This is a genomic window from Paenibacillus sp. BK720 (genome assembly GCF_011761545.1).
GTDB lineage: Bacteria > Bacillota > Bacilli > Paenibacillales > Paenibacillaceae > Pristimantibacillus.
The window spans coordinates 424106-438444 of the sequence record NZ_JAASRQ010000007.1; the positions used below are offsets into that span (position 1 = coordinate 424106).

Consider the following 14339-nt stretch of genomic DNA (forward strand, 5'->3'; position numbering starts at 1 on the left):
TATTCATGATTCATCAGCGTGAATGTCCGGTAGAAACCATTATTCATGTTCTAGGCGGCAAATGGAAGCCCATGATTTTATGGAATTTGATGGAATCCAAAAAAAGATTCAACGATCTGGAGAAGCTTATACCCGATGCCTCGCAAAAGATGCTTTCACAGCATCTCCGGGATTTGGAACAAGAAGGCATAGTCGATAGAACGGTTTACCCAACCGTCCCTCCGAAAGTAGAATATTCTCTTAGTGAGTATGGCAAAACATTGATCCCTGTAGCAGAGGTTATGTGTGCTTGGGGAGAAAATCACAATAATCGGAAATATGAAGAGTCGGCGTCATAACCACGTTTTTTTTTCAACCTGTACACGAATTAAATCAACTCCCAGCATAAGCTGCCACGGGATTCCGGGCAGCTTTTTTCGTGTGCCCGCGGTCGCAAACCGGAATTCTGCCATGCTTACTTCTAAGTAAGTACCCTACTTTAAAGTGGGTTCTTAACAACGTTTCTAAGCGATGATAAGCTAGAGCCAACCAAATATTGGGAACCATTAAAGAGGAGGAAAAAACGTTGAAAATCATTGTTTTTGGAGCAACGGGGAATACCGGGAAAAGAGTGTTATGGCAAGGGATGCAAATGGGGCATGAAATGACCGCTTTCGTGCGAAACCCCGGGAAGCTTTCCGATCAACTAGGCGAGCATTCCGCAAGGCATGTGAAGGTAATCGCGGGCAATATGATGGATCCGGTAAGCGTTAGCGAGGCGCTCGCGCATCAAGATGCGGCTATTCTTGCAGCCGGCCATGCAGGCCAAGGGGAAGAGTTTGTTCAAATCGTCGATAACATTATTACCCAGTGCGAACAACAGCCTGCTTTTTCCGGACGGGTATGGTTAATGGGGGGAGCCGGTCTGCTCGATATTCCCTACACCGATCTTATCGGCAACCATTTACCAGGCTTCCCGCCCGAGTTTATCAATCATAACCGGAATTTCGAAAGGCTGCGGCAGACCCGGCTCGATTGGTCCGTCATGTGTCCGGGAACCATGATGGATTCGAACGAGCATCCCGATTCGGTTCATCTGCATGCAACAACGGAAATTTTGCCCATACCTATTGCGGAGACGATCAAGGGATATTCCGAGGCAGCTATCGCGGGTCACTTGTTCAGCCGCCTTCACGAATTGAATGTTGCGTATAACGATGTTGCAAAATGCATGTTGGACTATCTCGCTCCAGGGGGCGAGTTCAGTAGAAAGAGAGTTGGTCTAGCCTATCAAAGCAAGGTGACTTTGAACGGAGGAGAATTAGTATAATGCGATTGTATGAAATCCTTCTCGTTTTTCATATTTTGGCATCAATCTCCATAATCGGTCCCGCGTTCGTGCTGCCTATCATTCGAAGATCCGCTAGAACCGTCAGCCAACTGCACTTTGCTTTCAGCGTAACCACAAAACTTGCCCTTATGCCTAAAATTGGCGGTGCCGTGCTCATTGTAACCGGGATCTGGCTTATGATTATAACCAAGATGGGGTTAGCTCAATGGTGGCTGAATGCATCCATCCTGTTGGCACTGCTTATGGTCGTCATCATTGACGGATGCATCGAGCCGCGCACCAAAAAAATCGTAAAGATCATAGCTGAAAATCAAAACCAAGATGACAAAATTCCCACGGAGTTTGCTTTGCTTATAAAAAAGCTCATCCCCATTGAGACGGCAGCACAGCTGCTGATGATTGCCATATTGAGCCTTATGGTCGTTAAGCCCTTTTAATCAGATAAATGGCAGGAAACACGGATTGCCTGACGACAAGAACATCTATACAATGGAAGTCGCATGAACTGCGGCTTCTTTATTTTTGGGAAAATCATAAAACTACAGTCAAACTACAGATTGCCATGCTATCTTGCTCGCGGGAGGAATACTTGTGGACATACGAATTTTACTGGTCGAGGATGACGAGCACATATGCAATACCGTCAAAGCCTTTCTAAGCGAAGCCGGCTATCAAGTAGATGCTTGCAAAGACGGGCAGGAGGCTTACGAATATTTCTATCGTCATAGTTACCAGCTGGTCATTCTCGACATCATGCTTCCCGGCATGAACGGCCATGAGCTCTTACGCGAGTTTCGCAAGCTCAATAATACGCCTATCCTGATGATGACCGCCTTGTCGGATGACGCAAACCAAATCAAGGCGTTTGACGCGGAAGCGGACGATTATGTGACAAAGCCGTTCAAGATTCAGCTCCTGTTGAAACGCGTGGAAGCGCTGCTCCGGCGAAGCGGCGCGTTGGCAAAAGAAATACGCTGCAGCAAGCTGACGCTGCTGCCGGGTGATTTCAAAGCTATATACGGCGGCGTAGAACTGGCGTTGACGCTTAAAGAATTTGAGATTCTCCTGCTGCTTGTTCAGAACAAGGGAAGGACGATATCTCATGAAATCATCTTATCTCGCGTATGGGGCTATGATTTTGACGGCGACGGCAGTACCGTCCATACCCATATCAAAAACTTGCGGGCAAAGCTTCCAAAGAACATCATCAAAACGACTCGAGGCGTAGGATACCGATTGGAGGAAGAAACGCTTTGAAGAGGAGCGGAATTTTCATCAAAGTATTTCTTTACACCATCATTTTCTCGGCATTGCTGGTTGGCGCGACGGCAGCCCTGTTCTCGTCTCAGCTTATGACCTACTACTCGGGATTGCAATTGCAAAAAATCAGCAGCACCTACAAGCAATTAATAGACCGTTCGCATGGGGATGCCGACATCACCGTTATCGCCAATCAATTCCATGACCGAAACCAAACGTTTCGATTCTATATTACGGACGAACGCAGTACGGTCGTTTACGTAACGCCCGAGACGCATTCATCCGGCAGTTTGGCCGGCAAGAACGCCGTCGGCGAAAAATCTGCTTTTATCGTTTATCTCGGCAATGGTTATGTGCTTCATGTTTTCAATGACGACGTAATTTCCTTGAAATACGGCAACCTGATTGCGCGCGTGCTTGTTATGTTGTCTGCCATGCTTGCCGTCTGCGTCATAGGCGCATTCGTCTTTGCCCGGCAAATGACGAAACCTATCAAGACCTTGGCGGATAATACGGCCAAAATGGCTAATCTCGAAGAAGTACCGCCACTTCCGGATCGCAACGATGAGCTTGGCCTATTAGCCCGCGACGTACATTCCATGTACGACAGGCTGAAAATAACGATCTCCCGATTAGAGAATGAAATCTTAAGGGAACGCGAGCTGGAGGAAACGCAGCGCTATTTCTTCTCGGCGGCTTCCCACGAGCTCAAAACGCCTGTCGCGGCAACCAGCGTCTTGCTGGAAGGAATGCTGGCGAATATAGGAGATTACAAGAACCATCCCAAATACCTGCGCGAATGCCTGAAGATGATGGACGCACAGAGTAAAATGATTTCCGATATCCTGGAGATCGTCAGGCTGGACGACGGGAAAATCGTGCCCGTTCCCGAACAACTGAACGTTAGGCAAACGGTATCCGGCAGATTAATGGATTATCATGCCTTATCAGAAGCAAGAGGACAGCATATCGTGACGGATATTCCTGATGGGCAGACTTGTCTTGCCGACCCTAACATGTTGGAAAAGGCGCTTTCCAATATTCTATTAAATGCGGTTCAGAACACGCCGGACGGCGGCGAGATCCGGATCTATAGCGATCCTGCCCTTGGCCATTACCGACTTTGCGTATTGAACAAAAACGTGAGGATTGACGATACCGTTCTTCCGAAGCTATTTGAGCCGTTCTATCGAGAGGATAAGGCGCGGAGCCGGAAAAACGAACGAAGCGGCTTGGGATTGGCCATTGTCCGCAAAACGTTGGATGCAATGAACATTGATTTTGCTTTGGAAAACACGCCGGAGGGCGTTCTGTTCTGGATGAACTTGCCGGCGGTAACGAAGGACGGTATAAAGGAGATATGATGAGGACGCGAGAACGAATAGAATCCGTTTTTTTATACGGTGTTTTTATCTGCTACAGCCTTTTGTTGCTTAAAATATTTTTCTTATCGCGGGTTTCGATTCCCGAGATATTTGACAGCCACAGGACTATCGTAAGATCAATCAATTTCATTCCGTTTTACAGCATAAGCGAATTCCTCGCCGGCCATTCCGCGAACGCAAGAACTTTCGCCTTTGGCAACGTGGCAGGCAACATCTTTTTATTTATTCCTCTTGGCGTATATATTTCCTTATTCAAGAACGATAAAAGAGTTACAAGCCTACTGTTGTTTCTATTTATTGCGAGTTTAATGGTTGAAATTATTCAAGGAGCATTAGGCATCGGCATAGCGGATATTGACGATGTCATTCTAAATAGTCTTGGCGGATGGATAGGAATTATAGCGTATAAGGCTATGCTGTTTATCGTGCGGAATGAAAAGAGAGCGCGGACTGCCATTACCGTTCTGTCTGTTGTCATAGGCTTGCCGGTTATCTATTATTTCTTGTTCATGATAAGAATGAAACTTTGAGTAAATTGCAAAAAGAAGCCTGCAGCCCGCTTGTGAAAGCGGCAGCTGCGGGCTTCTTTTTTCTAGCGGGGCGGGCGCGCTGGGCGCTTGCCCTTGGCAGGGATAGAAGGCTTACGCGCTAATATTTTCGGGGCTAGCCTCTTTAGTCGCCGCTCGGGACGCCGCGCCGAAGCGGAAATAGCCGAAGGCGGAAGCCGACATAACCGCGGCGACGGCAACGCCGGCGGCACCGATCCAGGTGACAGCGGTCAGCGATGCGCCTTCCACGACTACGCCGCCGATTCCTGCGCCGGCAGCCATAGCCAACTGTATGACGGAGCTGTTCAGGCTAAGCATAATGCTGGTTGCTTCCGGTGCCAGCGAGATCAGATGGTACTGTTGAGTAGGGCCGGACGACCAAGCGGAGAAGGACCACAGCATGAGCAGCGGAAACATCAGCCCCGGTGAATGGGCGGCGAACGAGATCACGATCAGCCACGCTGCGTGAAGCAGCATCCCCGTCACCAGCGTGCGCTTGAAACCCCAACGATCCGTGCCGAAGCCGCCAAGCTTGGAGCCGATCAGACTAGCGATGCCGAACGCAAGCAGCGCGATGCTGACGAATCTTTCGCTCATGCCCGTAATATCTAGGAGAAAAGGGGAAATATACGTGTAGGTGATGGAATAGCCGCCGAGCCAGAAGAATGTAATGCCAAGGGCGACGGCAATTTTCGGATTTCTGAACAGCCTCAGCTGGTCGCGCAGCGGTACAGGCTGTTCGCCGTCCGTTTTAGGAATCGCGAAGGCGATGAGCAGCAGTGCCAGCAGTCCGAGCAGACCGATGCCTCCAAAGACCACCTTCCAATCATAAGCGGAAGCAATCAGACGACCGAGCGGTACGCCGACGATCAGTGCCGTACTGAAGCCCATGACAAGCGTGGCGATGGCGCTGCCTTGCTTCTCCGCCGGTGCCAGCTTCGCGGCGACCGTAAGCGCCGTGACGACGAATACGCCGCTGCTGAGCGCCACGATTACGCGGGAAACGAGGAGAGCGCCAAAGCCGGAGAACAAATAAGCCGCGGCATTGCCGGCAATGAATACAGCAAGCGCGTAGATCATCAGCTTTTTGCGGTCTACTTTTGCGGCAGCAGCCATTAGGAAGGGGGTACCGAACCCGTAAGCAAGCGAGAACACGGTGATTAACTGACCCGCGGCTGCGACTGAGACGCCGATATCGTCGGATACTTTATCCAGAATGCCCGCAATAATGAATTCGGACGTGCCGACAAGAAAGCTGACCAAAGCCAGCATATAAATTTTCGCTTGATAAGACAAACGTTCCATCTCCTTCTCCATCTATCTCTTTGTTTAATGTTTTTATATTTCTAGATTTATCGAAATATTCCTCAAAAAAAATGCGGCTACCCCAGAAGATACGGGGCATATTTCCGCGCGACTTCTTTATTAACGCTGTAATAAATGTAGGTGCCGTCTTTGCGCAGCGTGAGCAATCCGCATTCCGTAAGCTGCTTCAAGTGATGCGACAGCGTGGAACCGGCAACGGACTCAAGCTTATTGCTGATATCGGAGCAGCAGAGATTCATTTCTTCCGTAAGAAGCATCGCTATTTTGATCCGGGTCGGCTCCCCGAGTGCTTTGTAGACTTTCACGGCTTGCTTAACTTCCTCGTTATCCTCGACCATGGGTTCTCACCGCCTTTAATTTATATTTCGAAAACTGTGGAAATAAGAATAACACAACACGGAAGTCGTTGTAAATGGGCAAAACGAGCGGGACTCTTAAGCGGCCCTGATAATTTCGAAACTTTAGGCAAGTATAACCATGTATAAAGCGTGGTTGAATGCCAGCAAGGAGGATCATACATACAGCCATGAAAATAAACCGTTTAAGCCGAATCTTGTCCCTTGCTTTATGTCTGGGAGCGCTTCTTATGCTGATTGGCTGCTGGGATCGCCGTGAAATCAATGACGTTGCGTTTGTATTGGCAGGTGGGGCAGATAAGGAAGGCGACCTTATTCGTATCAGCGTGCTTATTCCTCTTACCGGAAATATGGGGACCGCGAACAGCGGGGGCGGGGGCGGCTCCGGCGGGCAGAAGCCCTACACCATTAAGACGGAGACGGGCAAAACAGTGAGCGAGGCCGTGTCGAAGCTGCAATACCGCTTGCCGCGGCATCTGTTCTTTGGCCACCGGCGAGTTATCATCATTGGCGAGGAACTTGCAAGAACGGAAGGGATCGATTTGGTTATCGACGCAATTACCCGTACGCCCGAGAAGAGATTCTCCACGTTTATAGCTGTTTCCGAGGGCCGAGCCCTTGACCTGCTTGAAGCCGATACACGCCTTGAACGTTTTTCCGCAGAATCGATGAGGGAGCAATTGCAATCGGAAACAAGCACTCATATCAACCTAATGGAGATTATCTCTAAACTGGTCACCGTAGGTCAAGATGCCTATTTCCCTTATTTACAGAAGGTGAAAACCGAAATAAAGGGACAGGAATCCGAAGACATCCGGAGCGAAAGTTTTGTTCTGTTTCATGATGGGCGAATGACAGGGAAATTGGAAAGGGATGCGGCCTTAGGTTTCAGGCTTCTGAATCAATCCATCCGTAATTATGACGAGACCGTTATTGTAGACGGAAGTTATCTAACGGTAACGATTAGTCATGCGTCAACAAGCATTACGCCAATTGTCAAGAATAATGAATTGACGTACCGCATCCACTCTTCCGTGAAGGTGAGCGTTAATGAAGATCGAAATCTGGCACGAAATTATGACGATCCGGAGCAACGGAATCGAATTGAGCGGAACATTGCTCGGCACGTGGCCGATAATATCAATCTGGCCATTCATAAAATGCAGCAAAGCAATAGTGATGCCATCGGATTTGGTTTGCATGTATATCGGGCTTATCCGCATATATGGAACACCAAATACCGAAAAGACTGGAACGAGATATTCCCCACATTAAAATTCGAAGTAACCGGAGAAGCCAACTTGTTCCGATTCGGCATGAGCAGCGAGAACCTGGGTAGAAAAGATCGCTAATGTTCGCTCATTCAGCAATACCGATCTGCGCGCTGGTGCGCGGACACGCATAGAACAAGTACGTTTTAAGCAATCAACAAATAATCATGCAAAACGCTGCCAAACTTTCTTTGGCAGCGTTTCGTATGATTCGTTCGAAATCTGTTCAAATTATTGACATGCCTTGTATTCATATTGCTCTTTTTAGTAGACGGTTCCCGTGCTAGACTGTTTTCAAATACTAGAAGCGAGGGATTAACTTGAACGATTCATGTCGAGGTTATTGCCAAGGGTGTAAATCATGATGAAAAATAAACGAATAAAACCGTACACAGCGGCAATTCTCGCGATGTTTGTCATCCTCATGGCGGGTTGCAGTCTTGGAACAAAGCCGTCATCCAGTCCGTTTCTGGATGATCTGACGATCTCGATTAAGGATACGCCAAACACCGGCGACACCACCGCGCATGCATACGAATTGCAAATTAAAGATTCAGCCGGCAATTTGGTTGATGTCGACCGCGTGCGAATCAATCTTTCCATGTCCATGCAAGGGATGAATCATAAAATGAAAGACGAAATGGAGAGGACCGGGCATGGCATATACTATACCAAGGTCTATCTGCCAATGAACGGTGATTGGAAAGCGATTGTTTCGCTGAAGAAAGACAATCATGAGAGAAGGTTTAACCTTGAGCTCTAATTGGTCAGGCTTTCCAAGCCGTCATTACGATACTGCCCATCATGCTCGAGAAGCTGCTCATTAGACGTTCGTTTTTCATCATCATGGCGACTATAGCCGGTTTCGCGAATAGCTCGTGATTGATAATCCGTAAAGGGTCGTTATCGATAGCCGTTTGTTTCATCTGCGAGAAAGAAGAGACGGAGTATTTAGAAAACCTTGATCTGCTTAACAGCTTCAGCCATTCCGGAACGGTTCGCATATGATGAAGCCCGTAAAACGACCCGAGTTTTTCCTTTTGCGCCGTTGTTAATTTAACGGAAAATGCCAGCTCGCGATCGTATAGGACTCCTGCCGGCTTTAGCACTCGCCAATATTCGCGCAAAGCGGTGCTTCCCGGGGTAAATGCCGTAACCGACTCCGTAAAAACGGCATCAAACGTCTCGTCCGGAAAAGGCATGGAAGTAGCATCCGCCTGTACGATGCGGACGGGCAAATTGCTAGACTTCGCACGATAAGACGCTTTTCTAATCATATCCTCGTTCCGGTCTATGGCTGTCACGTTGCAGCCCAGGCTGGCTAAATAGCACGCAGTCCGGCCGGTTCCGCATCCTGCCTCCAGCACCTTCGTGCCGCGTGGGAAGCCGATTTGTCCGATTAATTCTTTGGTCGCTTGGAAGCCACCGGGATGCGCGCTTCCTTCGCCGAGTCCGGCTAACAATGTATGGTAATCCATCGCCTTCTCACCTCTTGCGATATTCTATGCATAACCTCCTTCATCACTGCACCCATTCTTGCGCGGCTTCGCGCTTCTCTTTTTTTTTCGAATAGAAGACAATCGTACAAACCTATTAGTAGATTTTTTCATAGTCTAAGGTATACACGCATCAGGTTGGGAGGAATGGGATTATGCAGGAGGTTTATCCGGTTAGCTATAAGACGATCCATCCGTACATCGGACGGAGGGTAAGTGCGGTTACGCATGACGGACGGCATTTTATCGGAACGATAAAAGGTGTAAAAAACGGCAAGTTAATCGTGGAGGACTGTACGTTTGACAGGAAGCCGCTATCCCTGTCGTCCGTTCGGAACGGAAAGCATTCGAAGAAACAAACTCGCTCCAAGCATAAAGCAAGACTGTCCGGCTATTATGACGGATACGGCTATGGATACGACGGTTACGGTGGAGGTTACGGTGGAGGTTGCGGCGGCTTCGGCGGCGATTGTTTCTTTTTTCCGTTTGCATTCATAGCTTCCCTTTTCATTTTGCCTTTCTTCTTTATTTGATTGATTTGCCACACAAATTGCGAAAAGAGGAATCGCTATTGGCATCCAGGAAAGCGCCTATTAAAAGAAAGCCAGAGGCAAGAGTTCTAGCGGTCAAAAAGGCTAAACGCTTAGTCGGTCAACCCGTTTGCGTATTGTTAAATGACGGCAGCTGTTATGTCGGAACGGTTCAAGCCATTCAGGACCATCGGCTAATCCTTTCCGAGTCCAGGAACTGCGGGAGAGTAAATCGTTCCGATCGTTCCAAAAAACCGGAAGCCCAAGTTTCGGGTCTGCTGGATACCTTGATTGGGGGGATCGGCGCGCTAAATTCCTTTGGTTCGATGGCAACCGGTCTATTCAAGCCCATGTCATCCGGCCATTCAGTCTTTTCTTTGGCGGGGAGTCCTGCCAACCAGAAGAATACGGATGGCCAGTCAGGGCCGGGGCCGGCAGGCGGGGAACAGAATAGCGGTTTTTTCGGTTCCATTCAACAAATGCTGCCGAAATTCCAAGTCGGTCTTAATATGGTGAAGACGATTATGCCATTAATGGGGATGTTCAAAATCTAATGCTAAATCGCGTTGAATCAGCCCGCCGGGGATCCCCGGTGGGCTAACTTTATTTTTGCTATAATACGGAGATCAGTTATGATATATGGAATTTGCAGGAGGCAATTCAATGTCCAATCCGCAAAAAAAGTCTTCTGCCGTTTACGCAGTCATCGTAGTGCTTTGTGTCATTACCCTGATACTGTGTATCTTGTACGGGTTATTGCTATATGGTTTCTACGGGAGCACGAAAGAAATCATCGTAACTGCAGGAATAGCGGGAGCTGCTTGTTTGCTGGCGATCATTCTAACCGTGTTATTGTATAAAGAGGATGTCCGATCAAAGTCAAAGCCTAAATAAACTGCTCAAGCGATGGCTGAAGCATTCAATTTGACATATTGTGAATTTGCAATATATAATGATCGCATGAGCAACCCAATTGATATTTTTAAAGCACTCTCCAATGAAGCGCGTATTCAAATTTTAGAATGGCTGAAGGACCCAACAACCCATTTTTCTCCCCAGGAAGGAGCTGACCTTGATACGGTTGGGGTATGCGTAAGTCAAATCAGCGAAAAACTAAATATGAACCAGTCTACTGCTTCGCAATATCTCTCCATGCTTCAGAGAGCGGGATTGGTCCATGCTACACGGATAGGAAAATGGACTTACTACAGAAGGAATGAAGAGGCAATCAACGACATTGGCCAATTCCTTAAGAAATGATAAAAATACAAAACTGAATTCTTGCCTCGAATTCAGTTTTTATTAAAGCAAACATATTAACAATTTGCAAATTATGCAATTTTGATTTACCCTTTTATATTAATGATTTTCAATATGTAAATATATAAAACTCAAGTGGTGAGTCACTTAACATTAGGAGTGCTTGGGTTGCTTATCACGGAGTTTGTCACGCTTAATAATCCCAATCGAAAGAGGTAGAACAACATGGAAAACTTTGAATTTCATAATCCGACTAAAATTTTGTTTGGAAAAGGGCAAGTAAGCAGCTTGAAAAAGGAAATTCCTGCTTACGGCAAACGCATTTTGCTTGTGTACGGAGGCGGCAGCATAAAAAGAAACGGGCTGTACGATCAGGTGATGCGGGAACTGAGAGAAATCGAGGCCTTTGTCATTGAACTGGAAGGCGTTGAACCGAACCCGCGGCTTACGACTGTCAAAAAAGGAATTAACCTTATCAGAGATAACCAGCTTGACTTTATTCTTGCAGTAGGCGGCGGCAGCGTCATGGATTCTGCCAAAGCGATTGCGGCAGGCGTGCCGTACGAGGGCGACGTATGGGACATTGTGATCGGTCAAGCGAAAGCACCTTCTAATTCCGTTCCGATCGGAACCGTTGTAACGATAGCGGGAACGGGATCGGAGATGAATGGCAATTCCGTTATTACGAATTGGGACACGAATACGAAAGCATTTTTCAACTCCCCATACGTGCTTCCCAAATTCAGTATCCTGGATCCGGAGCTTACTTTCTCCGTACCCCGGGACCAAACGATTTACGGTAGCGTTGATATTATGGCCCATGTATTCGAACAGTATTTCCATGCTTCGAACAATGCGCCTCTTCAGGAACGAATTGGTGAAGCGATTCTGCTCAGCGTTGTGGAGACCGCTCCTAAGCTCGTGAATGATTTGCACAATTACGAATATCGCGAAGTCATGTTATTAAACGGAACATTGGCCTTAAACGGACTAACCGGAATGGGCGTTAACCCGGATTGGGCGACTCATCTTATCGAGCATGCCGTATCGGCTGTCCATGACATCCCGCATGGCGGAGGAATCGCAATCATTGCCCCGCATTGGATGGAGCATGTAGCGGCCGTACGTCCGGAGAAAGTCGCACAGTTAGGCGTTCGCGTATTCCAGTTGGACCGGGCGGGAAAAACGGATGTTCAATTGGCAGCGGAAGCGATCCATTCTCTCCGGGAATTGTGGGCTTCCATTGGAGCTCCAACAAAACTTTCGGACTATGGCATCGATGACAAGGAAATCGAGCTGATGACGGAAAGAGCTATGCTCGCCGACCAAATAGGCAGCTATGTTCCTCTTACGAAAGATGACGTCAGAAAAATTTTGAGAAATTCTTTATAATAAACGATGGGCTGTCTCGCTTTGAGACAGCCCTATTTTATTTGACTCGGATTGCGGACAGGCTGGAAATAATGCTGCTGAAAATTTATGATAGCGGTCAAATTGCGTACACTATGAGCGTAAACAATTGACAATGCAACTGGAGGCTGTGAAAAATGGGTAAAATTGCGATTTTCGGATTCGGCCGCATCGGCAGGCAACTGTTGCGCGTGGCGCTTCAGGACAAACTCTTCGTTCCGGTCTCGATATCCGACATCAAGGACGAAGGCACGCTTGCCGCTCTTTTTGAAGTGGACTCGAACTATAAGCGTTGGCACGAGGACGTATCGGCTAAAGAAGGCGCGATGGTCATAGGCGGACGGGAAATACTTTATATCAATTCCTCAAACGAAGTACCGGACTGGAAGTCGCTTGGCGTGGATCTTGTCGTCGACTGCACGGGCCGAGCCGTCGTCCGTTCCGTTGCGCAAGTGCATTTGGACAGGGGGGCGAAGCGCGTTCTGATCAGCGGACCAAGCAAGTCCCTCGACGATTGCGACGCGGTGCTGCTCAAGGGCATCAACCTCGACAGCTTCGATCCCGGCAAGCACCGGATTATTAGCATGGCCAGCTGCACGACTAACGCCTTGGCAGCCGTCATTAAGCTGGTCAAAGAAAACTACGGGATCAAATTCGGTCTGTTCTCGACCGTTCATTCCTATACCAACACGCAATCGTTGACGGATCAGCCGATGCGAGACCGGCGTGACTCCTGGGCTGCGGCCGAGAACATCATCCCGTCTTCGTCTGGAGCGGCAAAGGCTCTCAAGTTTATTTGGCCAGACCTTCAGATCACGGGCAAGGCTTATCGCATACCGACTCGCACGGGAAGCATCGCCGAGCTAAACTTGATTACGGAGAAGCCGTGCTCGGTGCAGGAAGTAAACGATATGTTCCGACGTGCTTCGCGAGAAGGCGATTTAAAAGGCGTCATGGACGTACTCGAAGGAGAATGGGCATCGTCGCGCATCGTAGGCGACCCGCATACGTCCATCATCGATCTTCCGCTCACGCATGTGGAAGGAGAACTGCTCTCCGTCGCAACATGGTACGACAATGAATGGGGTTTCGCTACGCGTTTGGCGGAGGTTGCCGAATTCTTGTCGAGCAAATAATGGAGCCAAGCGCCATAGACGTTAAGAGCCGCTCATCTGTGCGGCTCTTAACGATTTGTGTCGAATCGATTGTTCCAAAGAACAAAGCTGTTTCTTTTATCTAAAAATGGGTGTAATTTGCAAATGAACTTGGAAAGCATTACTTTATAAAAGAAAAAGCACTTGCGAAAGGCATTGATTTCAAACGATCGAGGAGAGACCTCCCAGATGAGAACGATATCCTCCAGAAACTTATGGATGATCATTGGCATTTCCGCCGTTTTGTCGACTCTGCTGCTTGTCGCCGGGTTTGGCTTGGCCGTCAAGGATTTGCTTTATCCGAAAGGCCAGACATTCGCGGGAAACGCGGACATGCCGGCGCTGCCGGCGGGTGGCAAGCTGAGCGAAAGCAAGGATATTGCGATCACGGCTATCGGAGACTCGCTGACGAAAGGAACCGGCGACGCTTCAGGCGAAGGTTACGTCAAGCAGGTCGTCGCGCTGTTGAAACAGAATCACCCGGGCGTGTCCGTACGGCTCAATAACAATTTGGCTATCAACGGATTGAAAACCAAGCAGCTGGAGCAGCTGTTAAAAACCGATAAGAGCTACAGCTTCGCTCTCAAGCAGGCGAACGTGATCGTCTTCACCATCGGCGGAAACGATCTTTTCCAGACCGCATCAAGCCCGGGTAAGGCTGCGGGCGAAATGAACCTGGACAAGCTCAAGGCTGACCTGCCGCAGAGCTTGAACCGGCTGGCTCAGATTGTGAAGCGGCTGCACGCGATCAATCCCGATGCGCGTGTCGTGTACGTCGGCTTGTATAATCCGTTCTACGATATTCCGGAATTTCGGGACGGATCGCTCCACATCCAGCAATGGAACGAACGGACGTACGCGCTTCTTCACCGGTACCCCAACATGTCTATGGTACCGACGTTTGATCTTTTCGAGAACGCAATCGGCCGGTACTTGTCGTCGGATCATTTTCATCCCAATCATGACGGGTACGCGCAAATCGCCGCCCGAATCGTTCAGTCATTGGAATAGGA

General features: G+C 48.5%; 19 protein-coding genes. 16 read left to right on the forward strand and 3 right to left on the reverse strand.

Features of this window, described 5'->3' with window-relative positions; all coding sequences use genetic code 11:
* The first annotated feature begins 5 nt into the window (after positions 1-5).
* From FHT67_RS26325 to FHT67_RS30430, 7 genes are all read left to right on the forward strand, one after another.
* The gene (locus tag FHT67_RS26325; protein ID WP_132309691.1) at positions 6-338 is read left to right on the forward strand and encodes a winged helix-turn-helix transcriptional regulator; all 333 of its coding nucleotides are present in this window, start codon (positions 6-8) and stop codon (positions 336-338) included.
* Positions 339-565: 227 nt separating this feature from the next.
* Positions 566-1309, forward strand: coding sequence for an NAD(P)-dependent oxidoreductase (locus FHT67_RS26330; RefSeq protein ID WP_167201829.1), 744 nt, complete (start codon positions 566-568; stop codon positions 1307-1309).
* Positions 1309-1767, forward strand: coding sequence for a DUF2269 family protein (locus FHT67_RS26335; RefSeq protein WP_167201830.1), 459 nt, complete (start codon positions 1309-1311; stop codon positions 1765-1767). The genes FHT67_RS26330 and FHT67_RS26335 overlap by 1 nt, the downstream gene beginning before the upstream one ends.
* 154 nt (positions 1768-1921) lie before the next feature.
* Positions 1922-2587, forward strand: coding sequence for a response regulator transcription factor (locus FHT67_RS26340; protein WP_132309697.1), 666 nt, complete (start codon positions 1922-1924; stop codon positions 2585-2587).
* Positions 2584-3954 (forward strand): HAMP domain-containing sensor histidine kinase, encoded by a 1371-nt coding sequence (locus FHT67_RS26345; RefSeq protein WP_167201831.1) that lies wholly within the window; start codon positions 2584-2586, stop codon positions 3952-3954. Before FHT67_RS26340 ends, FHT67_RS26345 begins: the two co-directional genes overlap by 4 nt.
* Positions 3954-4505 (forward strand): VanZ family protein, encoded by a 552-nt coding sequence (locus FHT67_RS26350; RefSeq protein WP_167201879.1) that lies wholly within the window; start codon positions 3954-3956, stop codon positions 4503-4505. Before FHT67_RS26345 ends, FHT67_RS26350 begins: the two co-directional genes overlap by 1 nt.
* Positions 4502-4627, forward strand: a complete 126-nt coding sequence (locus FHT67_RS30430; RefSeq protein WP_279591599.1) for a hypothetical protein — start codon at positions 4502-4504, stop codon at positions 4625-4627. The genes FHT67_RS26350 and FHT67_RS30430 overlap by 4 nt, the downstream gene beginning before the upstream one ends.
* Here the strand turns inward: FHT67_RS30430 and FHT67_RS26355 are convergent.
* Both FHT67_RS26355 and FHT67_RS26360 read right to left on the reverse strand, forming a co-directional pair.
* Positions 4617-5819 carry an MFS transporter gene (locus tag FHT67_RS26355; RefSeq protein WP_167201832.1) on the reverse strand — a complete coding sequence of 401 codons (1203 nt, stop codon included), beginning with the start codon at positions 5817-5819 and terminating at the stop codon, positions 4617-4619. The genes FHT67_RS30430 and FHT67_RS26355 overlap by 11 nt on opposite strands.
* Positions 5820-5905: 86 nt before the next feature.
* The gene (locus FHT67_RS26360; protein ID WP_132309703.1) at positions 5906-6187 is read right to left on the reverse strand and encodes an ArsR/SmtB family transcription factor; all 282 of its coding nucleotides are present in this window, start codon (positions 6185-6187) and stop codon (positions 5906-5908) included.
* 188 nt (positions 6188-6375) lie between these two features.
* Between FHT67_RS26360 and FHT67_RS26365 the strand changes: the two genes are divergently transcribed.
* Entirely contained in the window at positions 6376-7557 is a 1182-nt protein-coding gene (locus FHT67_RS26365) for a Ger(x)C family spore germination protein (protein ID WP_167201833.1), read from the forward strand.
* Positions 7558-7837: 280 nt separating this feature from the next.
* A complete protein-coding gene (locus FHT67_RS26370; protein ID WP_167201834.1) occupies positions 7838-8239 on the forward strand; it encodes a FixH family protein in 402 nt (133 codons plus the stop codon).
* Between the two features lie 4 nt (positions 8240-8243).
* On the opposite strand, the gene FHT67_RS26375 is transcribed toward FHT67_RS26370, so the two are convergent.
* Positions 8244-8954: a class I SAM-dependent methyltransferase gene (locus tag FHT67_RS26375; protein WP_132309709.1), complete on the reverse strand. Its 711-nt coding sequence runs from the start codon at positions 8952-8954 to the stop codon at positions 8244-8246.
* A 173-nt stretch (positions 8955-9127) separates the two neighbouring features.
* On the opposite strand from FHT67_RS26375, the gene FHT67_RS26380 reads away from it, so the two are divergent.
* From FHT67_RS26380 to FHT67_RS26410, 7 genes are all read left to right on the forward strand, one after another.
* The gene (locus FHT67_RS26380; RefSeq protein ID WP_167201835.1) at positions 9128-9505 is read left to right on the forward strand and encodes an LSm family protein; all 378 of its coding nucleotides are present in this window, start codon (positions 9128-9130) and stop codon (positions 9503-9505) included.
* A 38-nt stretch (positions 9506-9543) separates the two neighbouring features.
* A complete protein-coding gene (locus FHT67_RS26385; protein ID WP_167201836.1) occupies positions 9544-10056 on the forward strand; it encodes a hypothetical protein in 513 nt (170 codons plus the stop codon).
* Positions 10057-10165: 109 nt separating this feature from the next.
* Positions 10166-10396, forward strand: coding sequence for a hypothetical protein (locus FHT67_RS26390; protein WP_132309715.1), 231 nt, complete (start codon positions 10166-10168; stop codon positions 10394-10396).
* Positions 10397-10462: 66 nt separating this feature from the next.
* Positions 10463-10762: an ArsR/SmtB family transcription factor gene (locus tag FHT67_RS26395; protein WP_167201880.1), complete on the forward strand. Its 300-nt coding sequence runs from the start codon at positions 10463-10465 to the stop codon at positions 10760-10762.
* Positions 10763-10987: 225 nt separating this feature from the next.
* Positions 10988-12154 carry an iron-containing alcohol dehydrogenase gene (locus FHT67_RS26400; protein ID WP_167201837.1) on the forward strand — a complete coding sequence of 389 codons (1167 nt, stop codon included), beginning with the start codon at positions 10988-10990 and terminating at the stop codon, positions 12152-12154.
* 155 nt (positions 12155-12309) lie between these two features.
* On the forward strand, positions 12310-13308 hold the full coding sequence (locus tag FHT67_RS26405; protein WP_132309719.1) for a type I glyceraldehyde-3-phosphate dehydrogenase: 999 nt from the start codon (positions 12310-12312) through the stop codon (positions 13306-13308).
* 207 nt (positions 13309-13515) lie between these two features.
* Positions 13516-14337 carry a GDSL-type esterase/lipase family protein gene (locus FHT67_RS26410; protein WP_132309721.1) on the forward strand — a complete coding sequence of 274 codons (822 nt, stop codon included), beginning with the start codon at positions 13516-13518 and terminating at the stop codon, positions 14335-14337.
* Positions 14338-14339: the final 2 nt, after the last annotated feature.